The organism is Gordonia sp. PP30, from assembly GCF_023100845.1.
In the GTDB taxonomy this organism is placed as follows: Bacteria; Actinomycetota; Actinomycetes; order Mycobacteriales; family Mycobacteriaceae; genus Gordonia.
In genome coordinates this window covers 2,579,508-2,600,062 of the sequence record NZ_CP095864.1, presented here as the reverse complement: position 1 = coordinate 2,600,062, position 20,555 = coordinate 2,579,508, and the positions used below count along the sequence as shown (strand labels likewise).

Annotated in this window: 18 protein-coding genes and 1 riboswitch; of the genes, 12 read left to right on the top strand and 6 right to left on the bottom strand. The window is 70.0% G+C overall.

Going from position 1 to position 20,555, the window contains the following annotated elements; translation table 11 throughout:
- The first annotated feature begins 31 nt into the window (after nt 1–31).
- Nucleotides 32–478: a universal stress protein gene (locus MYK68_RS11990; RefSeq protein ID WP_247863925.1), complete on the top strand. Its 447-nt coding sequence runs from the start codon at nt 32–34 to the stop codon at nt 476–478.
- 104 nt (nt 479–582) lie between these two features.
- On the opposite strand, the gene MYK68_RS11985 is transcribed toward MYK68_RS11990, so the two are convergent.
- The 3 genes from MYK68_RS11985 to MYK68_RS11975 all read right to left on the bottom strand — a co-directional run bounded on the left by MYK68_RS11985 (nt 583) and on the right by MYK68_RS11975 (nt 5,001).
- Entirely contained in the window at nt 583–2,874 is a 2,292-nt protein-coding gene (locus MYK68_RS11985) for a HelD family protein (protein WP_247863924.1), read from the bottom strand.
- A gap of 99 nt (nt 2,875–2,973) precedes the next feature.
- Nucleotides 2,974–4,050, bottom strand: coding sequence for a DoxX family protein (locus tag MYK68_RS11980; RefSeq protein ID WP_247863923.1), 1,077 nt, complete (start codon nt 4,048–4,050; stop codon nt 2,974–2,976).
- Between the two features lie 252 nt (nt 4,051–4,302).
- A complete protein-coding gene (locus MYK68_RS11975) occupies nt 4,303–5,001 on the bottom strand; it encodes an MBL fold metallo-hydrolase (RefSeq protein WP_247863922.1) in 699 nt (232 codons plus the stop codon).
- Nucleotides 5,002–5,160: 159 nt separating this feature from the next.
- On the opposite strand from MYK68_RS11975, the gene uvrA reads away from it, so the two are divergent.
- Together uvrA and MYK68_RS11965 are read left to right on the top strand one after the other, a co-directional pair.
- Nucleotides 5,161–8,034, top strand: a complete 2,874-nt coding sequence (uvrA, locus tag MYK68_RS11970; RefSeq protein ID WP_247863921.1) for an excinuclease ABC subunit UvrA — start codon at nt 5,161–5,163, stop codon at nt 8,032–8,034.
- 123 nt (nt 8,035–8,157) lie between these two features.
- Nucleotides 8,158–8,460 carry a hypothetical protein gene (locus tag MYK68_RS11965; RefSeq protein ID WP_247863920.1) on the top strand — a complete coding sequence of 101 codons (303 nt, stop codon included), beginning with the start codon at nt 8,158–8,160 and terminating at the stop codon, nt 8,458–8,460.
- Nucleotides 8,461–8,522: 62 nt separating this feature from the next.
- On the opposite strand, the gene MYK68_RS11960 is transcribed toward MYK68_RS11965, so the two are convergent.
- Nucleotides 8,523–8,807, bottom strand: a complete 285-nt coding sequence (locus MYK68_RS11960) for a hypothetical protein (protein ID WP_247863919.1) — start codon at nt 8,805–8,807, stop codon at nt 8,523–8,525.
- A 25-nt stretch (nt 8,808–8,832) separates the two neighbouring features.
- Nucleotides 8,833–9,210 (bottom strand): DUF1844 domain-containing protein, encoded by a 378-nt coding sequence (locus MYK68_RS11955; RefSeq protein ID WP_247863918.1) that lies wholly within the window; start codon nt 9,208–9,210, stop codon nt 8,833–8,835.
- A gap of 263 nt (nt 9,211–9,473) precedes the next feature.
- Here MYK68_RS11955 and infC point away from each other — a divergent pair, with 263 nt between their 5' ends.
- The 4 genes from infC to MYK68_RS11935 all read left to right on the top strand — a co-directional run bounded on the left by infC (nt 9,474) and on the right by MYK68_RS11935 (nt 11,576).
- On the top strand, nt 9,474–10,046 hold the full coding sequence (gene infC / locus MYK68_RS11950; RefSeq protein ID WP_247868035.1) for a translation initiation factor IF-3: 573 nt from the start codon (nt 9,474–9,476) through the stop codon (nt 10,044–10,046).
- Between the two features lie 93 nt (nt 10,047–10,139).
- Nucleotides 10,140–10,334: a 50S ribosomal protein L35 gene (gene rpmI / locus MYK68_RS11945; RefSeq protein WP_247863917.1), complete on the top strand. Its 195-nt coding sequence runs from the start codon at nt 10,140–10,142 to the stop codon at nt 10,332–10,334.
- Between the two features lie 34 nt (nt 10,335–10,368).
- Nucleotides 10,369–10,749: a 50S ribosomal protein L20 gene (gene rplT / locus MYK68_RS11940; protein ID WP_247863916.1), complete on the top strand. Its 381-nt coding sequence runs from the start codon at nt 10,369–10,371 to the stop codon at nt 10,747–10,749.
- Nucleotides 10,750–10,784: 35 nt separating this feature from the next.
- Complete coding sequence (locus MYK68_RS11935; protein WP_247863915.1) at nt 10,785–11,576, top strand: TrmH family RNA methyltransferase; 792 nt, start codon at nt 10,785–10,787, stop codon at nt 11,574–11,576.
- Here MYK68_RS11935 and MYK68_RS11930 read toward each other — a convergent pair.
- Nucleotides 11,561–13,876 carry a protein kinase domain-containing protein gene (locus tag MYK68_RS11930; RefSeq protein ID WP_247863914.1) on the bottom strand — a complete coding sequence of 772 codons (2,316 nt, stop codon included), beginning with the start codon at nt 13,874–13,876 and terminating at the stop codon, nt 11,561–11,563. The two genes, MYK68_RS11935 and MYK68_RS11930, sit on opposite strands and share 16 nt — an antisense overlap.
- Before the next feature lie 195 nt (nt 13,877–14,071).
- Nucleotides 14,072–14,217: riboswitch (cobalamin riboswitch) on the top strand.
- 39 nt (nt 14,218–14,256) lie between these two features.
- On the opposite strand from MYK68_RS11930, the gene MYK68_RS11925 reads away from it, so the two are divergent.
- The 5 genes from MYK68_RS11925 to MYK68_RS11905 all read left to right on the top strand — a co-directional run bounded on the left by MYK68_RS11925 (nt 14,257) and on the right by MYK68_RS11905 (nt 20,410).
- On the top strand, nt 14,257–14,481 hold the full coding sequence (locus MYK68_RS11925; protein ID WP_247863913.1) for a CbtB domain-containing protein: 225 nt from the start codon (nt 14,257–14,259) through the stop codon (nt 14,479–14,481).
- Nucleotides 14,482–14,496: 15 nt separating this feature from the next.
- The gene (locus MYK68_RS11920; protein WP_247863912.1) at nt 14,497–15,408 is read left to right on the top strand and encodes a CbtA family protein; all 912 of its coding nucleotides are present in this window, start codon (nt 14,497–14,499) and stop codon (nt 15,406–15,408) included.
- 187 nt (nt 15,409–15,595) lie between these two features.
- Nucleotides 15,596–16,648, top strand: coding sequence for a phenylalanine--tRNA ligase subunit alpha (gene pheS, locus MYK68_RS11915; RefSeq protein ID WP_247863911.1), 1,053 nt, complete (start codon nt 15,596–15,598; stop codon nt 16,646–16,648).
- A 56-nt stretch (nt 16,649–16,704) separates the two neighbouring features.
- Nucleotides 16,705–19,239 carry a phenylalanine--tRNA ligase subunit beta gene (gene pheT / locus MYK68_RS11910; protein ID WP_247863910.1) on the top strand — a complete coding sequence of 845 codons (2,535 nt, stop codon included), beginning with the start codon at nt 16,705–16,707 and terminating at the stop codon, nt 19,237–19,239.
- Between the two features lie 25 nt (nt 19,240–19,264).
- On the top strand, nt 19,265–20,410 hold the full coding sequence (locus MYK68_RS11905; RefSeq protein WP_247863909.1) for a metallophosphoesterase: 1,146 nt from the start codon (nt 19,265–19,267) through the stop codon (nt 20,408–20,410).
- Nucleotides 20,411–20,555: the final 145 nt, after the last annotated feature.

The window sequence follows — 20,555 nt, the reverse complement described above, 5'->3', positions numbered from 1 at the left end:
GGCCGGGAACACTCCGGAGGTAGAACCCAGAATGAGTGCTTACAAGACCATCGTCGTCGGTACGGACGGATCTGAGTCCTCGCTGCACGCCGTCGCGCGTGCCGGAGGCATCGCCGGTGACGGCGCCACCCTCGTGATCGCGTGCGCCTACTTCCCGAACGACGGTCGCTCGGCCAGCGCCGCGAGCGACGCGCTCGGTGCCGACGCCTACCAGGTGATGGGCAGCTCGCCGACCGAGGAGATCCTGCGCAGCGCCAAGGAGCGCGCGGCCGCCGCCGGTGCGTCGGTGATCCAGACCCGCTCGGTCAAGGGCGCCCCGGTCGACGCGCTGCTGCAGCTGGTCACCGATGTCCAGGCCGATCTCCTGGTGGTGGGCAACAAGGGGCTCAACTCGATCGCCGGCCGCCTCCTCGGCTCGGTCCCCGCCGACGTCGCCCGCAAGGCGGCCTGCGACGTCCTCATCGTCCACACCACGTAGTTCGCCCGGTCTCGACTCCGCTCGACCATCATGGTGGTCGGGCACGGTTCCATGTTGGTCGGGCACGGTTGCATGCCGGTCGAGCGAAGTCGAGACCACACCTTCTAGACGTCTTCCCCTGCCGGCAGATCCGCGAGATCTGCCGGCAGCGGTGCATCGTGCACCACGACCAGCCGCTGCGTCGCCCGGGTGAGCGCCACGTACAGGTCCGACAGTCCGCGCGGTGAGGTGCTGAGCATCTCGGCGGGTTCGGCGAGCACCACGTTGTCGAACTCCAGTCCCTTCGCCGAGGTCAGCGGCAGCACCCGGATACCGTCCGGATCGTCGGCGGCTCGCGCCGCGTCGGCCTCGACGTCGGCCACCAGCACCGCGGTGAGTCCCGGCCAGTCCGCCGCCCGCGCCGTGGCCAGCGCCGTGGCGAGCGCGCTCTCGTCCCAGGTCGGCACCGCGTACGGTTCGATCCCGTTGCTCCGCAACGACTCCGGCGGCGTCTGCGCCGGATCGATCCGCGCCAGCAGGCGATTCGCGTAGCGGGTGATCTCGGTCGGCGTGCGGTAGTTGACGGTCAGCTCCCGCAGCCGCCACCGATCGGCGACGTACGACGAGAAGATCCGCCCCCACGACGTGGTGCCCGCCGGATCGCCGGTCTGCGCGGTGTCCCCGATCACCGTCATCCACCGATTCGGGATGCGGCGCATGATCATCCGCCACGCCATCGTCGACAGCTCTTGGGCCTCATCGACGATCACGTGACCGAAGGTCCAGTTCCGGTCGGAGTAGGCGCGCTCGGCCGTCGTCCGGTACTCGGTCACCTCTTGGCGCTCGGCGAGTTGTTCGGCGTCGATCAGGTCGTACGCCATCAGCAGCTCGGGGTCCATCTCATCCTCGAGATCCTGGGGCGCCGAGCCGGTGAGGATGTCGAGGGCGTCCTGTGCCTCCGCGATCCGCCTGCGCCACTGAGCCTTCTGCTCGCGCTGTGCTTCGTCGGTGCGGTAGCCGATGAGCTCGGCCAATTCGTCGAGCAGCGGAACGTCGGCCGGGGAGAGGTCCGCGTCGTCGGGCAGCGGATGCGCCGGCCGGGCCAGGGCGGCGCGGTCGTCGTCGGTCCAGCCGCGCGTGGACCGGCGCCGGAAGGCGGTGTCCGAGTAGAACTCGCGGAGCAGTCGCTGGGGCGTGAGGGCCGGCCAGTACTCCAGGACGGTGCGGACCACGTCGTCGTCGGATTCCATCTCGTCGCGGATGTCGGTGAGATCGGCGGCGGTCAGCAGCGAGGATCCGTCGAGCGTGGACGAGCCGATCTTCCGCGCGTGGGCGGCGGCGAGCTCGTCGAGCGCGGTCCGCAGGAAGGTCCGCTGCGCCAGATTGTGCGGACGGCGGGTGGAACGCGCCGCCGCGCGGGCCTTCTTGATCACCTCGGCGTCGACCGCGACGGGATAGCCGTCGACCTGCACGGTCACTCCCCGCGGCGGCAGCGTCTGACGGCCCCGCACCGCGGCGCGCAGGACGGGGAGCATCCGCTCGGCGTCGCCCTTGAGCTCGGCGGCACGACGGCTGTCGGTGCCTTCCGCCCGGATTCCCGGGAACAGATTGCCGACGGTCGACAGCAGCACGCCGGTCTCGCCGAGGGAGGGGAGGACCTGCGCGATGTAGTCGAGGAAGGTCTCGTTGGGGCCGATGATCAGCACACCGCTGCGCGAGAGGGTGTCGCGATGGGTGTAGAGCAGGTAGGCGGCGCGGTGCAGGGCGACCGCCGTCTTACCGGTGCCGGGCCCGCCCTGCACCACCAGCACCCCGCGGTGCCGATAGCGGATGATCTCGTCCTGCTCGCGCTGGATGGTCTCGACGATGTCGGTCATCTCGCCGGTCCGGGCGGCGTTGAGCGCGGCGACCAGCGCGGTCTCGTTCACCACCGAGACCTCACCGGCGTCGGCGGCGTCGATCTCACCGGAGAGCAGGTACTCGTCCGACACCGAGCGCACGGCCCGGGTCCGGGTGCGCAGGTGGCGCCGCCGGTCCACGCCTTCCGGCGACGCCGGGGTGGCGAGGTAGAACGGCCGCGACAACGGGGCGCGCCAGTCGAGGAGCAGGGTGGTCACCTGATCGTCGTCGAGGATGCCCATGCGCCCGATCCGGCGCACCGGGTCGTCGTCCGGCTCGCCGTCGGACATGTCGAGCCGGCCGAAATACAGGTTGTGCTCGGCGGCGTCGATCCGGGTCAGCATCTGCTGGTAGTGCCGCTCGTACGACTCCCGCTCGGACAGCGCCTGCGGCGTCCCCGCCGATTCGAGCAGCGTGGCATCCAGGCGCCGGTTCGCGGTCGCGCGCATGCGGTCGAGCCGCCCGTAGACGGCATCGAGGTAGACCTGTTCTTCGGCGAGGCGGGGATCAGGGGTCACAGTCGTTCCAGTGTACTGATCCGCCGCGACATCGGCAGGAACGACGACGGCCGCCCGACGTGGTCGGGCGGCCGTCGTCGACAGCGACTGCGGTGCGTGTCAGCTCGCCTCGGCGACCTTCTTCGCGGCCTTCTCCTGCGCCTTGCGGACGCGGCGGGCCACCTTCTGGCCGGCCGCGGCGGCCTTCTCCTTCGCGTCCTCGGCCACCTCGGGTGCCCGGTCGGCCACCTTGCTCGCGAAGTCCGCGGCCAGGTCGCGGGCCTGCTCGGCACCGTCGCGGGCCTTCTCGGCGACCACCGGCGCGCGGTCGGCGACCTTGCCGGCCAGCTCGGCGGCCTTGTCCTTGGCGTCCTCGGCGACCACGGGGGCGCGGTCGGCGATCACCGCGGCGGCCTCCTCGGCCCGGTTACGGGCCTTCTCGGCGAGCACCGGCGCGTTGGCCTTGGCCTTCACCGCGGCGACCTCGGCACGGCCGCGTGCCTTGTCGGCCACGACCGCGGCCCGGTCGGTGAAGTCGGCGAAGTCGTCGCCGGCCTTGTCGTTCAGGTGCGAGACGGCCGACGATCCGGCCTTGACGGCGACCGGGAGGGCGAGGGCGGCGACCGGGTGGCCGTGCGACCGGAGGGCCTGACGGGCGGCCCGCTTCGCGGCGCGCTTGGCCGCCCGCTTGCCGACCTTGCCGGCCAGCTGGGCTTCCCTGGCAGCGACTTTGCCGGCGAACTCGGCCTCGGCGATGGCGTGCTGGGTGCGCCACGCGAGCGACGGCTGGCCCGCGGTGTCACCGGCGGCGATCAGGACACCGCCGAGGAGCCCGGCGTTCTTGATCAGGCCGACCTTGCGGGCCTCGCGGCGCACCGGGTCGGTCTCGGTCCAGAACGCGCTGTCGTAGACGGTGACCGGGACGATCGAGGCGGCCAGAATGCCGGACGCGAAGCGCGGCATCTTGCCGGTGGCGAGCAGCACGCCGCCGCCGATCTGCACCGCACCGGCGATCCGCATCGCCGTCGCGGCATTGGCGGGCAGTTTGCCCGCGACCGGGGCGGGCAGCGCATCGCGGCCGGTGTCGACCATCGGCTGCACCGTCTCGACGACGGGGGCCGGCGCGCGCAGCAACTCGGCGCCCGAGGCGATGAACGCGGAAGCGAGTAGGGGACGGGCGATCTTGCGGAGAATCACAGGGGAGAACACCTTCCGGCTTTCGGGGACTACAGCGTGCGGACGGCCCGCCGCCGTGAACGGGGGCTCCGCATCGAGAGTAAGCACATCCGCGCGGCGATGTGCGGGCCTCGACCCCCTTTGGCACTGATCGACCGCTTCCGGCCCGTCCCCGACGATCGTGCGGAGTCGAGACCGGTCCCGTCGTCGGGCGGTTGATCTCGACTCCGGTCGGTCGCCGGCCCTTCGCGCGGTCGAACGTCCACCGGGTCGCTACCAGCCCCGCTCGCGCCACTCCGGAAGGCTCGGGCGCTCGGCGCCCAGCGTGGTGTCCTTGCCGTGACCCGGGTAGACGACGGTGTCGTCGCCGTACCGCCCGAACAGCTTGGTCTCCACGTCGTTCAGCAGGATCTCGAAATCGCCCGGCTGCCAGGTCTTGCCGACGCCGCCGGGGAACAGCGAATCACCGGTGAACAGGTGGACGCGGCCGCTCTTCTCGGTGAGGGCGAGGACGATGGAGCCGGGGGTGTGGCCGACCACGTGGATCACGTCGAGCGTGAGGCCGCCGACCTCGATGGTGTCGCCGTCGTGCAGGAGCCGCGTCGGGGCGACGGGCAGTTCGGGGGCATCGGCCTCGCCGGCCGCGGTCGGGACGTGCGTCGCGCGGTCCACGTCTTCGAGGGCCTGCCAGTGGTCGAAGTGGCCGTGCGTGGTGACGATCTGGGTCAGCTCGCCGGGCAGTGCGTCGAGCAGGATGAGGATCGATTCGGGGTCGTTGGCGGCATCGATCAGCAGGCTCTTGCCGGTCGCGGCGTCGGTCACGACGTACACGTTGTTGTCCATCGGGCCGACCGACATCTTGACGATCGTCGCGTCGTCGAGGATCCGGCGCTGGGCGCGGACGCCGTGATGGTCCGGCGCGGGCGTCACGTCGCCGGTGTAGTCGTCGGAGATCGTCACTGGAATGCTCATACCGTTCAGGGTAGTGGCCGCGCTCACAGGTCTCGCGGTGTCCGCTACGGGCGAAGGCTTCCAGCGCGGATCTTGTCGGTACCCCCGCGTAGGCTTGATCAATGGGAAAACCGCTGCACCGGCAGCGGTGACGAACATGAATTCTGTGAGGTTTGAGCAGTGGTAGATCGCCTGATCGTCCGGGGTGCGCGTGAGCACAATCTGCGTGGCATCGACGTCGATCTGCCGCGTGATTCGCTGATCTGCTTCACCGGCCTGTCCGGGTCCGGGAAGTCGTCGCTCGCCTTCGACACGATCTTCGCCGAGGGACAGCGCCGCTACGTCGAGTCGCTGTCGGCGTACGCGCGCCAGTTCCTCGGGCAGATGGACAAGCCCGACGTCGACTTCATCGAGGGTCTCTCGCCCGCGGTCTCCATCGACCAGAAGTCGACCAACCGCAACCCGCGGTCGACGGTCGGCACCATCACCGAGGTGTACGACTACCTGCGCCTGCTCTACGCCCGCGCCGGTACCCCGCACTGCCCGGTGTGCGGGGAGAAGATCTCCCGGCAGACGCCGCAGCAGATCGTCGACCAGGTGCTCGACATGGAGGAGGGGACCCGGTTCCAGGTCCTCGCTCCGGTGGTCCGGACGCGCAAGGGCGAGTTCGTCGACCTGTTCGCCGAACTCCAGACCCAGGGTTTCGCGCGTGCCCGCGTCGACGGGGTGGTGCATCAGCTCGCCGATCCGCCGAAGCTCAAGAAGCAGGAGAAGCACGACATCGACGTCGTCGTCGACCGCCTGGTGGTGAAGCCGTCGGCCAAGCAGCGGCTCACCGATTCGGTGGAGACCGCGCTGCGGCTCGCCGACGGGATCGTCGTGCTCGACTTCGTCGACCGCGCTGAGGACGACCCGGAACGGACTCGCCGCTTCTCCGAGAAGATGGCCTGCCCCAATCACCATCCGATCGCGATCGACGACCTGGAACCGCGCAGCTTCTCGTTCAACTCGCCGTACGGTGCGTGCCCGGTGTGCGACGGCCTCGGCGTCCGCAAGGAAGTGGACGAGTCGCTGGTGGTTCCCGACCCGGACATGACCCTCGCCGAGGGGGCCATCGCCCCGTGGTCCACCGGCCACAACGCCGAATACTTCGGCCGGCTCATCGGCGGGCTCGCCGAACAGATGGGCTTCGATCTGGACACCCCGTGGAACAAACTGCCGCGCAACGCCCGCAAGGCGCTGCTCGACGGCTCCGACCATCAGGTGCACGTCAAGTTCCGCAACCGCTACGGCCGCACGCGCAGCTACTACACCGAGTTCGAGGGCGTGATGGCCTTCCTGACGCGCCGGGCCGACGCCACCGAATCCGAGCAGATGAAGGAGCGGTACGAGGGCTACATGCGCGACGTGCCGTGCCCGGCCTGCTCGGGGACGCGGCTGCGCCCGGAGATCCTGGCCGTCACGCTGCACAGCCCGGAGCACGGCGACAAGTCGATCGCCGAGGTCACCGCGCTGTCGGTGGCCGAGTGCGCCGAATACCTCGATTCGCTGGCGCTCGGCGAGCGCGAGGCCGCCATCGCCGGGCGCGTCCTCAAAGAGGTGCAGGCGCGCATCACCTTCCTGCTCGACGTCGGCCTGGAATACCTCTCGCTGGCGCGCGCCGCGGGCACACTGTCCGGTGGCGAGGCGCAGCGTATCCGGCTCGCGACGCAGATCGGCGCCGGCCTCGCCGGGGTGCTGTACGTGCTCGACGAGCCGTCGATCGGTCTCCACCAGCGCGACAACCGCCGCCTGATCGACACCCTGGTGCGCCTGCGCGACCTGGGCAACACGCTGATCGTCGTCGAGCACGACGAGGACACCATCCGCGCCGCCGACTGGATCGTCGACATCGGCCCGCGCGCCGGCGAGCACGGCGGGCAGGTCGTGCACAGCGGCAGTTACAAGGCGCTGCTGAAGAACAAGGAATCGCTGACCGGCGCCTACCTGTCGGGCCGCAAGACCCTCGAGGTGCCCGACCTGCGGCGGCCGATCGACCGCAAGCGCCAGCTGACCGTCGTCGGCGCCCGCGAGAACAATCTGCGCGGCATCGACGTGAAATTCCCGCTCGGGGTGCTGACCGCCGTCACCGGGGTGTCCGGGTCGGGCAAGTCGACCCTGGTCAACGACATTCTGGCCACCGTCCTCGCCAACAAGCTCAACGGTGCACGACAGGTTCCCGGCCACCACACCCGCATCACCGGGCTCGAGCACCTCGACAAGCTGGTCCAGGTGGACCAGTCGCCGATCGGCCGCACCCCGCGCTCCAACCCGGCCACCTACACCGGCGTCTTCGACAAGATCCGAACCCTGTTCGCGGCCACCACCGAGGCCAAGGTGCGCGGCTACCAGCCCGGACGGTTCTCGTTCAACGTCAAGGGCGGCCGCTGCGAGGCGTGCATGGGCGAGGGCACCATCAAGATCGAGATGAACTTCCTGCCCGACGTCTACGTCCCGTGCGAGGTCTGCCACGGTGCGCGATACAACCGCGAAACGCTGGAAGTCCACTACAAGGGCAAGACCATCGCCGAGGTGCTCGACATGCCGATCGAGGAGGCCGCCGAATTCTTCGAGCCGGTCAGCTCGATCCACCGCTACCTCAAGACGCTGGTCGACGTCGGCCTCGGCTACGTGCGCCTCGGGCAGCCCGCGCCGACGCTGTCCGGTGGCGAGGCGCAGCGCGTGAAGCTGGCCGCCGAACTGCAGAAGCGCTCGACGGGCCGCACCGTCTACGTGCTCGACGAGCCCACCACAGGCCTGCACTTCGAGGACATCCACAAGCTGCTGCTGGTGATCAACGGCCTGGTCGACAAGGGCAACACGGTGATCGTCATCGAGCACAACCTCGACGTGATCAAGACCGCCGACTGGGTGATCGACATGGGGCCGGAGGGTGGCAGCGGCGGCGGCACCGTCGTCGCGCAGGGCACCCCCGAACAGATCGCGGCCACCCCGGCGTCACACACCGGCGGCTTCCTGCGGCCCTTGCTCCCCGCCGAGGAGTCCGCCAGCTGATCGCGCGGGCGTCGTCGGACGGCGCTGGCGGACTTCCACGCCGCTGGTCAGGTATCGCCAGCGGCGTCCAGGTTCGGCTGGACCGTCCGGCGCCGCCAGCGGCGCCGCCACTAGGCTGGGGCCATGAGCGCCGACCAGCCGATCGATCCCGACACCATCCTCGACGCCGAGGTGGTCGAGATGCCCGGCGTCAGCGCCCCGTCGTACGAGGAGGTCACCGGCTACACGCGCGCCGGAGAACCGACCCTCGACCACGTCCGGGAGAAGATCGAGCAGCGCGCCGCGCTCGCCATCGGCACCGAGGAACTGCTCGCCGCGATGCCCGAGAGCATGTCGTTCGACGAGTTCTTCGCCGAGCGCGAGCAGGCCGCGAAAGCCAAGCTCGACGAGATCCGCAAGTCGATGGCCTCCGGCAACGCGGGGTAGCTCGCAGACCGTCGCAGAAGCGGGAATGATGACCGTCGATGCAACGGTCTGAGAACGAGAGACTAAGGCCGTCGCGTGGTGTAGGCGTCGATGGCGTCCTTCGCCTCGATCAATCCCGCGCCGGTGGCCACGCGGTAGGCGCGGATGGCGGCTACCGCGTCACCACGGTCGGCCAATCCGCGCACCTCAGAGGTGAGGCCGGGGTCGGCGTCGGCTTCGAGGGCGGCGAGTTCGCGCTGGTCCACTCCCGCCCTTTCGGCCAGAACCCCCGAAAGACCCGTGAGATTCCGCACGTGTGCCGCCAGGTGATCGATGTGTTGCTGCTGACGTCGTGCCTTACCGAACATGCCTGCAAGCTACCAGCGGGAACGACTATCCCTTGACCGGGCCGGTCAGCTTCTCGCCCGGGCCCTCGCCCGGGGCGTCGGGGTAGGCGCTGGCCTCCCGGAACGCGAGCTGCAGGGCCGTGAGGCCGTCGCGGATCGGCTTGCGGTGCAGGCCCAGGTCGCCCGCGGAGGCGGTGACGAGACCGGCGAGCGCGGTGATCAGGGCGCGGGCCTCCGGCAGGTCGCGGTACTGTTCGTCACCGCCGGCCTCGGGACCGATCTTCTCCGCCGCCGCGCTCATCAGCATGACGGCGGCGCGGGTGATCACCTCGATGGCCGGAATGGTGGCCAGCTCGCGGACCTGGTCGTCGGCGGAGGACTCCGGCGTGCCGGACGGATCGGTCGAGTGGGAATCTGCGCTCACGACTGTTAGACTGGCACAGCACGACCGCCCCGGCTCTGTCGGGGTAGCAAGAGGATCTTCGAATCCCACCGCCCGACGTGACGTTTCGACAAGCTCGATGAGCGAGAAACGCGCAGTTTTGCGGTTCCGGTCACGTCATCGTACGACGACGGTGCAGCGCGACCTTCCGTAGGGAAGGGCGCGGCCCGCGATCGATGGCGTCCACGGTTCGAAGCCCCCCTTGTTACTCCGCCACCGCCCAGCCCGGTCGGCGAGAGAGAAACATTGATCGAGGAGGCCACATCAGCACCGAGACCCGCATCAACGACCGCATCCGCGTCCCCGAGGTTCGACTTGTCGGCCCCGGCGGGGAGCAGGTGGGCATCGTGCGTGTTGAAAATGCGCTCCGCCTGGCTGAAGAAGCCGACTTGGACCTGGTGGAGGTCGCGCCCGACGCGCGCCCGCCGGTGTGCAAGATCATGGACTACGGCAAGTTCAAGTACGAGGCGGCGCAGAAGCAGCGCGAGTCCCGCCGTAACCAGCAGATGACCGTCATCAAGGAGCAGAAGCTCCGCCCGAAGATCGACGACCACGACTACGAGACCAAGAAGGGTCACGTGGTCCGGTTCCTCGAAGCGGGTTCCAAGGTGAAGGTCACCATCATGTTCCGCGGTCGCGAGCAGTCCCGCCCCGAGCTGGGCTTCCGGCTGCTCCAGCGGCTGGCCGGCGACGTCGCCGACTACGGCTTCGTCGAGACCTCGGCCAAGCAGGACGGCCGCAACATGACCATGGTCCTGGCCCCGCATAAGGGATCCAAGACCAGGGCGCAGGCCAAGCAGTCCGCTTCGGGCTCCTGAGCCGCACCCACCCCGAAACCCCCACTCACGCGGAGTCGATCCCGAGCCGGCCAGCCGGCCCGGGATCGGACTTCGCCCGAATGAAGGAAATTCATGCCTAAGAGCAAGACTCACAAGGGCACCGCGAAGCGATTCAAGGTGACCGGCAGCGGCAAGATCGTGCGCGAGAAGGCCGGCAAGCGCCACCTCCTGGAGCACAAGTCGTCGCGCGTCACCCGCCGGATGAGCGGCACCGAGGTGGTCAGCGAGGCCGACGCCCCGCGCATCAAGCGCCTGCTCAACAAGTGACTTTCAAGAATCGTTAGTGAAGGACTAGATACTCATGGCACGTGTGAAAAGGGCCGTCAACGCCCAGAAGAAGCGCCGCAGCACCCTCGAAGCGTCGAAGGGCTACCGCGGCCAGCGTTCGCGCCTCTACCGCAAGGCCAAGGAGCAGCAGCTCCACTCGCTGACCTACGCGTACCGCGATCGCCGCGCACGCAAGGGTGAGTTCCGCAAGCTGTGGATCCAGCGCATCAACGCCGCGGTCCGCGCCAACGACATGACCTACAACCGCTTCATCCAGGGCCTCAAGCTCGCGGGTGTCGAGGTGGACCGCAAGGTGCTGGCCGACCTGGCCGTCACCGACCCGACCGCCTTCACCGGCCTGGTCGAGGTCGCGCGCAAGGCGCTCCCGGCCGACGTCAACGCGCCGGCTGCCTGATCGTCGCCGATCAGCACCCACCGAAACGACCCGTGATGGACGTTCTCACCGAACGCTCGTCACGGGTCGTTTCGCTGTCCAAGCTTCATCGCGCCCCGGTACGACGTGCCGAGGGCCGTTTCCTCGCCGAGGGCGCCAACAGCGTCGACGCCGCCCTCGCCACCGGCCGGGCACAACAGTTGCTGGTCCGGTCCGACGACGCCGAGCGCTTCGCCGGGCTCATCGACCGCGCCGAAGCGGCCGGTCTTCCGGTGCACCTGCTCAACGCGCGCGCCGCGGACAAACTCGCCGAGACGACCACCGCGCCCGGCATCATCGCGGTCTGTGAACTCCTGACCGGACCGGTGGACGACGACGCCCTCGCGGGCGCCGGATTCCTCGTCGTGGCCGTCGAACCACGGGAGCCCGGGAACCTCGGCACCCTGATTCGCTGTGCCGACGCGATGGGCGCCGACGCGGTGGTGCTGCTGGGGGACTGCGTGGACCCGCACAACGGCAAATGCGTCCGGGCCAGCGCGGGCAGCGTCTTCCATGTCCCGCTGCTGACCGACCGTGACATCGCCGGGGCGCTCGACCGTATCCGTGCTGCCGGCCGCACCACCCTCGCCACCACGATGGACGGGGAGGTGCCGCTGCCCGCCGCGGGCGAGCTGCTGGCCCGGCCGCACGCGTGGCTCTTCGGCAACGAAGCGCACGGCCTGCCCGGCGACGTCCTTGCCGCCGCCGACCATCGGGTGTCGATCCCGATCCGCGGCCGCGCGGAGAGTCTCAACCTCGCGGCCGCGTCGGCGATCTGCCTTTACGCCTCAGCTCACGCCGGGAACTGAACCTTCTGCGGCGTCGCCGTCTTCTCGGTCTTGCTGCCGTTGCCGAGCTGACCGATCTCTCCGTCACCCCAGCAGTAGAGGTCGTCGCCGGAGCGGGCACAGCTGGTCAGCGTGCCGGTCATCACCGCGGTGACCTTGCTGAGGCCGTTGACCTGACGCGGTGAGTTCACGATCTTCGGATCACCGGAGCCGCCGGCCTGCGAGTAGCCGTCGCTGCCCCAGCAGTACACGTCGCCCGACGCCACCGTGCACACGGTGTTCAGGTCGGTGGTGACCGCTTCGACCTTCTCCACTCCGCTCACCAGCGCGGGCGTCGTCTGATCGCTGGAGCCGTCGCCGATCGGGGCGCCCCAGCAGTACAGCTGGTGGTCGGCGACGGCGCAGACCTGGCTGAACCGGCTGGTGCTCGACGACCCGCCGCCGACGGCGATCGAGGTCACCTTCTTGTCGAGGAGATTCCCGACGAGTTGCGGCTGGTACTCGTCGCTGGTGTTGCCGTTGCCGAGCTGGCCGTTGCGGTTATCGCCCCAGCAGTAGGCCTTGTGCTCGGTGGTCAGGGCACAGGTGGTGCCCAGCCGCATCGAGATCGACGCGACGCCGCCGATGCCGTCGACCTTGGTCGGGGTGTTGATCTGGCCGGCGCTGGAGCCGCGTCCGCCCTCGCCGTTGGCGTTCCAGCCCCAGCAGTAGACGTCGCCGTCGGAGACCGCGCAGGTCGTGTGGAAGTCGGTGGCGATCGCGGTGACCTTGCCGAGCCCCGGCACCTGGTAGGGGGTGCCGCGGTCGCCGTCGTCCTGGTCGCCGAGGACGCCGAACAGGCCGCTGCCCCAGCAGTACGCGTGGCCGTCGGCGACGGCGCACACCGAGATCGTCGCCGACGAATCACTGCTGCTCGGCAGGTATCCGCCGACCGAGACGGCGGTGACATTGGTCAGGCCGTTGATCTTGACCGGTGTCGCCCGGTCGTCCTTGGTGCCGTCGGCCAGCTGGCCGTCGCCGTTGTTGCCCCAGCAGTACAGCGCGTCGTGCTGGACGGCGCAGACGGTGCCGACGAACGACGCCAGCTGAGCCTGTGTGGCGGCGGACGCGGTCGGTGGCGCGTCGTCGTCGCCGCCCATGTTCGCGAGGAAGATCCCGAGGGGCACCGCGACGATGACCACCGCGGCGATCGCCGCCAGTGAGATCCACAGCGCCTTGCGGCTCTTCTTCGGCGGCACGGGCGCGCCGGGATAGCCGGGCTGGCCCGGGTACGACGCCATCGGCGACCACGCGGTCTGTCCGGCCGTGCCCGGCACGCTCGGATGGCTCTGCTGACCGGGGAATCCGGTGAAGCCGGGCGGCATCGCCGACGGCTGGCCGCCGGTGTTCGCGGTCGGATACGACGGCTGGGAGGGATGTGACGGCTGGGAGGGGTGCGACGGCTGACTCGGCGCGCCGGCCGGTGGCACCGGCGCCACCGCGGTCGCGGTGCCGCCCGGCGTCTGGCCGAGCGCGCGCTGCAGTTCCGCGGCGAAGGTGCGGCAGTCGGGGAAGCGGGCGGCCGGGGCCTTGGCCATGGCGCGCTCCAGCACCGGGGCGAGCGCGGCGAGGTCGGGACGGACCTGGGCGATCGACGGCGTCGGCTGCTGCAGGTGCGCCATCATGATCGCGGCCGAGGTGTCCCCGTGGAACGGCGTGGTGCCGGCCAGCAGCGTGTACGTGGTGCAGGCGAGCGCGTACTGATCGGACATCGCGTCGGCGGTCTGGCCGGAGATGATCTCGGGCGCCGTGTACGCCATGGTGCCGACCACCGAGTTCGCCGCGGTGAGCTGCGGCGAGTCGGCCAGCCGCGCGATGCCGAAGTCGAGCACCACGGCGCGGCGGAGCTTGCCGTGCTCGTCGCGGGTGATCACGATGTTCGCCGGCTTGATGTCGCGATGCACCACCTGCCGCGCGTGCGCGTAGTCGAGGGCGTCGGCGACCTGTGAGACGGCGTTGATCACGTCGGCGGTGGAGAGCCGCACCGACGCCAGGTCGGGGCCGTCGAGGTAGCTCATGGTGAACCACGGGGCGTCGTTCTCCACGCCGTACGCGTAGACGGTGATGATGCTCGGGTGATCGAGGGCGGCCGCGGTGCGGGCCTCGTTGGTGAAGCGCGTCTGGAAGTCGGGGTTCGAGGTCCCGCCGACCGAGATCACCTTCATCGCTTCCCGGCGCATCAGATGCGGGTTCTCGACCAGATAGACGTCGCCCATGGCGCCCGACCCGAGCTGGGCGACAACCCGGTAACCGGCGATGTCAGAACCTGGTGCGACGGGCACTATTCCTCCTGGGCGAGAGCGACGGGGGCAAAGCTTGGGACAAACCTACCGTGATCGGGGTCCCGCGAACGTGCTGCAGCGGCCCCAAGAGACAAGTCGAGTAGTCCTGCGGGGTGCCCGATGCGTAGATCTACCCGGTGCCGGGAGAGTGGATCGCGCCCTGGATGCGACCTTCGTGGCAAATCGGTCACCGGCTTGACCTGCGGCGATGTCGGGTGGTCGGCTTGAGAGGGTACGACGGCCAGCGGAACCCGGTGGGACTCCGGGACGGTGGCGCCACTGTGAGATCACCGGATGGCCGGGGATCGAGTCAGATACGCGGCCGTCATGCTCGATATCCGACGACGACGGGGCGCACCACCCCGAAGGAGGCCCTCCCGATGAGCACACATGTTTCGACCCACGACCCGCGCGCCGGCATCTCCGCCGAGGCGCTGTCGGCCGGACGCGTCGCCCTGATCCTGAGCATCACGGTGCTGCTCGCACTGCTGGCGTACTACTTCATCGGTGTCGACGAGGGCATGACGTCGGTCTTCGGCAAGACGATGGTCGTGCACGAATGGGTGCACGACTCCCGTCACTTCCTCGGCTTCCCCTGCCACTGAGCGGGGACCGACATCATGGAACTCCGTGTCATCGGGCGCGGAGCGCTCGCCGGTCTGATCGCGGGCGTGCTGGGCTTCGTCTTCGCCAAGGTCTTCGCCGAACCCGTCATCAACAAGGCCATCGACTACGAGTCGGGGCGCGACGACGCCCTGCACGCGCTGAATCAGGCGGCCGGCCGGGCGGTCGAACCGGACGGGCCGGAGATCTTCAGCCGGACCATCCAGTCGACCGTCGGGATCGCCACCGGCATCATCGGGTTCTCCATCGCCATGGGTGCGCTCGTGGCGGTCGCGTATGTGGTGCTGCACGGCCGGTTCTCGATCCGTCCGCGCACTCTGGCGTGGCTGATCGCCGGTTTCGGCTACCTCGGCGTATTCCTGCTGCCGTTCGTCAAGTACCCGGCCAACCCGCCGGCCATCGGTCACGACTTCACCATCCAGACCCGTGGACACCTGTACCTGGGCATGGTGGCCATCTCGCTGATCCTGCTCGGCCTGACCGTGTACGCGGCGGTCAAGCTGACGCCCCGGCTGGGGCGCGGCACGTCGATCATCGTCAGCGTCGTCGGGTTCCTGGTGGTCTTCGGGATCGCGCTCGCGGTGATGCCGTCGCTGGGCGATCTGTCGGCGAACGTGGCGCACAGCGGCCAGTTCGGTTTCGCCCGGGCCGCCACCGAGACCCCGCAGCCGATCACCAATATCCTGTCCACGCCGCTGACCATCGACGGCAGGACCGTCGCGCCCGGACAGATCGTCTATCCCGGGTTCGACGCCGACGTGCTGTGGAAGTTCCGGTGGTACTCGCTGCTCAACCAGACGCTGATCTGGCTCGTGATCGGACTCGTCTTCGGCGCGTTGGTGGACCGGCTGTTCGATCCGGCTCCGCGGCGGGCCGTTCGTGAAGAGGCGGCCCCCGTCGGGGTGTGACTCGACCCCGGCAGGGCGGTGCGGAGCATCCCGTGACGGTGCTGCCGACCTCCGTTCCCGCCGCGCCCGGCTCGTCGTGCAGAAGACCGCCCGCCGCCTGCCCCTTCGGGTCGCGGGCGGCGGGTCCGGGTGCGTCGACTAATCTTGTGGTGCATATTCGCCAGTCGAGCCCAGGGAGAACACGTCGGTGTCTGACGATGTCGTTGAGAGCAGTTTCCCGTCCGCGGAGGAGCTTTCCGCCGCGGTGACCGCCGCGGTCGCCGCCTTCGGCGATGCGCGGGACCTGGCGGCGCTCGCCGAGACCAAGGTGGCGCACGTCGGTGACAAGTCGCCGGTCGCCCTGGCACGACGCGCCCTCGGTGCGCTCCCCAAGCAGGAGCGTTCGGCGGCGGGCAAGCTGGTCAACGAGGTGCGGGGACAGATCGCCGCCGCCCTCGACGAGCGGACCGCCGAACTGACCGCCGAGCGGGATGCCGCGGTGCTGGTCGCCGAGACCCTCGATGTCACGCTGCCCGCGGCGCGACGCCGGGCCGGCGCCCGCCACCCGATCACGGTGATCGCCGACCAGGTCGCCGACGTCTTCATCGGCATGGGCTGGGAGATCGCCGAGGGCCCGGAGGTGGAGACCGAGCATCACAACTTCGACGCGCTCAACTTCCTGCCCGATCATCCGGCGCGCTCCATGCAGGACACCTTCTATATCGCTCCCGAGGGGTCGCGGCAGGTGCTGCGGACGCATACGTCTCCGGTCCAGGTGCGATCCATGCTGAGCCGCGAGGTGCCGATCTACGTCGCCTGCCCGGGCCGGACGTTCCGCACCGACGAACTCGACGCCACGCACACCCCGGTCTTCCACCAGATCGAGGGCCTGGCCGTCGACAAGGGGCTGACCTTGGCGAACCTGCGCGGCACCCTGGAGACCTTCGCGAAGGCGCTCTTCGGCCCGGACACCACCACCCGCATGCGCGCCAGCTACTTCCCGTTCACCGAGCCCTCCGCCGAGGTCGACGTGTGGTTCCCGGGGAAGAAGGGCGGCGCCGGCTGGGTCGAGTGGGGTGGCTGCGGCATGGTCAACCCGAACGTGTTGCGCGCCAGCGGCATCGACCCCGACGTGTACACCGGCTTCGCGTTCGGCATGGGTCTGGAACGCACCCTGCAGTTCCGCAACGACCTGCCCGACATGCGCGACATGGTGGAGGGCGACATCCGTTTCACCCTCCCGTTCGGCGCGGCGCTCTAAGCCCCGGCCCACCGCAGACACCGTCACACCCCGCACTCACGCGAAAGAAGTTCCCCGTGCGCCTCTCCCAGTCCTGGCTGACCGAAGCACTGCAGGCCGGAGCTCCCGGCTGGTCGGCGTCGACCGATCAGATCGACGCCGGCTTCGTCCGCGTCGGATTCGAGATCGAGGACGTCGAACCGTTCCCGGCCGTCACCGGTCCGCTGGTGATCGGGCGGGTCGCGGAGATCGAGGAACTCACCGAGTTCAAGAAGCCCATCCGTTTCTGCCGCGTCGACGTCGGGGACCGGGCGAGCGCAGCGACGGGGGATGCCGAGGCCACCGACGCGGGCACGACGCTGCAGGAGATCGTCTGCGGCGCCCGGAACTTCGCCGAAGGCGACCTGGTGGTCGTGGCGCTTCCCGGTTGCGTGCTGCCCGGTGACTTCGAGATCGCCGCGCGGAAGACCTACGGCCGGGTCTCCAACGGCATGATCTGCTCGGTGTCCGAACTGGGTATCGGCACCGACCACGCCGGCATCCTGGTCCTCGCGCCGGGGACCGCCGAGCCCGGCGCCGACGCGCACGAGGTACTCGGTCTGAACGACGTCGCGATCGACGTCAACGTCACCCCGGACCGCGGCTACGCGTTCTCCATGCGTGGCCTCGGCCGCGAACTGGCCAGCGCCTTCGCCGTCGACTACGCCGACCCGGCGGCGGTCCCGTCGATCGCTGAGCCGGCCGAGGGAGTCACCGGGCCGACGCCCTGGCCGGTGCGGCTCGACGACGACGGCAAGGCCACCCGCTACACCGCCCGCGTGATCGAGGGCGTCGACGCCACCGCGATCTCCCCGTGGTGGATCGCCAAGCGCCTGATGGTCGCCGGGATCCGGCCGATCTCGGCCATCGTGGACGTCACCAACTACGTGATGATCGAGCTCGGCCAGCCGCTGCACGCGTTCGACGCCGACAAGGTGACCGGCACCGTCGTCGTGCGGGCCGCACGGGCGGGGGAGAAGCTGACCACCCTCGACGGCGTGGAACGCACCCTCGATCCCGAGGACGTGGTGATCGCCGACGACTCCGGCCCGATCGCGCTGGCCGGCGTGATGGGCGGCGCCGCGACCGAGGTCACCGACGGCACCACGCGCATCCTGCTGGAGTCGGCGAACTTCGACCAGGTCCGCGTCTTCCGCACCGGCAAGCGGCACAAGCTCAGCTCCGAGGCCGCCAAGCGCTTCGAACGTCTGGTGGATCCGGAGATCACCGCGGTCGCGTCCGATCGGGCCGCCTCGCTGATCACCGAGATCGCCGGCGGCGAGATCGCCGGCCCGCTCGCCGACGTGCGTGCCGAGGTGCCGCCGGTCGCGGCGATCGTGATCGACGCCGACCTGCCCGACCGCACCGCGGGCGTCGTCTACCCCGCGGGCACCACCGTCGCACGACTGCGCGAGGTCGGCGCCGAGGTCGACGACGTCGCGGGCACCCTGAGCGTCACCCCGCCGTCGTGGCGTCCGGACCTGCGGCAGCCCGCCGACCTCGTCGAGGAGGTCCTGCGTCTGGAAGGTCTGGAAGACATCCCCGCGGTGTTGCCGAGCGCCCCCGGCGGCACCGGCCTCACTCCGCGCCAGCACCGGCGCCGCGCCGTCGGCATCGCCCTGGCCACCGACGGCTACGTCGAGGTGCTGCCGTATCCGTTCATGCCGGCCGGTGTGTTCGACACCTGGGGCCTGGCCGATGACGACCCGCGCCGCGACACCGTGAAGGTCCTCAACCCGCTGGAAGCCGACCGGCCGGAGCTGAACACCACGCTGCTGCCGGGCCTCCTGGAGATGACGGCCCGCAACATCGCGCGCGGTAACCGCGACCTGTCGCTGTACACGATCGGCCAGGTGGTGCTCGGCGGTGAGCGGGGGCCCGTGGTGCCGCCGCTCGACGTCACCCGCCGCCCGTCCGACGAGGAGCTGACCGCACTCGACGCCTCGCTGCCCGCGCAGCCCGTGCACGTCGCCGCCGTCCTCACCGGGCTGCGCGACCCCGCCGGTCCGTGGGGGCCGGGCCGGACGGCCGACGCGTACGATGCCTTCGAGGCGGCTCGCACCGTCGCGGCCGCCGCGGGCGTCGAGGTGACCCTGGTCGCCGATCAGTACGCGCCGTTCCACCCCGGCCGCTGTGCCCGTCTGGAGGTCGACGGGGTGGCCGTCGGCCATGCGGGCGAGCTGCACCCGGCGGTCCTGGAACGTGCCGGACTGCCGGCCCGCCTGTGCGCCCTGGAGCTGGATCTCGACGCACTGCCGCTGCGGACCGTTCTGCCATCGCCGGCGGTCTCGCCGTTCCCCGCCGTGCTGCAGGACGTGAATGTCGTAGTGGCGCAGGACGTTCCGGCTCAGCGGGTGCAGGACGCGCTCGCCGCCGGCGCCGGCGACCTCCTGGAGTCGATCTCGTTGTTCGACGTCTTCGCCGGTGAGCAGGTGGGCGAGGGCAACAAGTCGCTCACCTTCGCGCTGACCTTCCGGGCCGGCGACCGCACTCTCACCGAGGACGAGGCGACCGCGGCCAAGCTCGCGGCGGTCGAGCACGCGGGCGGGGTGGTCGGCGCACGCCTGCGCTGACCGCATGCGCTCCTGATCGGCCGCCGTGTACTGGATCGTCGCTGTCGTCGCCCTCGCGGTGGTCGCCGCGCTGACCTTCTGGCTGCATCGGCGGCTTGTGGTGGCCACCGGGATCTCCGGCCGCTGGGCGATGGTGGCCGACACGGTCCTGCTCATCGGCATGGTCCTGGGGGTCTGCGCCTTTCTGGTCGGCATGGGTGTGCTCGATCCGGCGTGGGCGCGGCCGGTCGGCTTCGCCGGGTACACCTGGTGGGCCATCGTCTTCTATCTGATTCTCGGCAGCCTGCTTCTCGGTCTCGTCTCCCTGGCGAGTCGCGCGGTCTCCCGGCTGCGCGGTCGAGGACGTCCGGTCCGTCCACAGCGCTGGCTGCAGATCGCGACGGTCGTGGTCGTGGTGGCCTCGGCGGTGATCGTCGGGTGCGGCCTCACCGAGGCGAACCGGGTCACCGCGACCGAGGAGACCGCACGGATCGCCCGCCTGCCGCAGCCGTTCGACGGCCTGCGCATCGCGTTGGTCACCGACCTGCACGTCGGGCCCGCGCGGGGAGCGTCGTTCACACGGCGGGTGGTGCGTGAGGTCAACGCCGCGCATCCGGACGTGGTGATCCTGGGCGGTGACCTCGCCGATGGCACGGTCGCCGAGGTGGGTCGCGATCTGCACCCGCTGCGCGACCTGCGCGCACCGCTCGGCGTCTTCGGCGTTTCCGGGAACCACGAATACCTCGCCGGAGACGGTGGGGCGTGGCTCGACTACTGGCAGACTCTCGGTGTGCGACCGCTGCGTAACGAGCGCGTCGAGCTGCACCGCGAGGGTGCCGTGATCGATCTGGCCGGCGTCTACGACGCCACCGCGCCCGATCCATATGCTCCCGATCCGGCGAAGGCGTTGACCGGGCACGACCCGAACCGGGTCTTGATCTACCTCGCCCACCAGCCGCGGCAGGCGACGGACGTCCAGGGTCGGGGTGTCGATCTGCAACTCTCCGGGCACACCCACGGCGGGCAGTTGTGGCCGTTCGGCTATCTCGTGGGTTTGCAGCAACCGGTGGTCGAGGGTTTCGGCGATGTCGGTGACGTGCGGGTCTTCACGTCGCGCGGTGCAGGTGCGTGGGGCCCGCCGGTCCGGGTCGGTGCGCCGCCGCAGATCGCGGTGCTGACACTGCGCCGCTGAGCGGGTGTGGTCCGTCGGATGCCGAAACCGGGACCGGTGCTCGTGACTTCGTTGTTGCCCACTCGGCAGGGCGGGCGACAACGAGGTGGGTGGGCGATGCCCACTGAGTCAGGGGCGAGACGCGCCGAACCGCGGACCCGGTGAT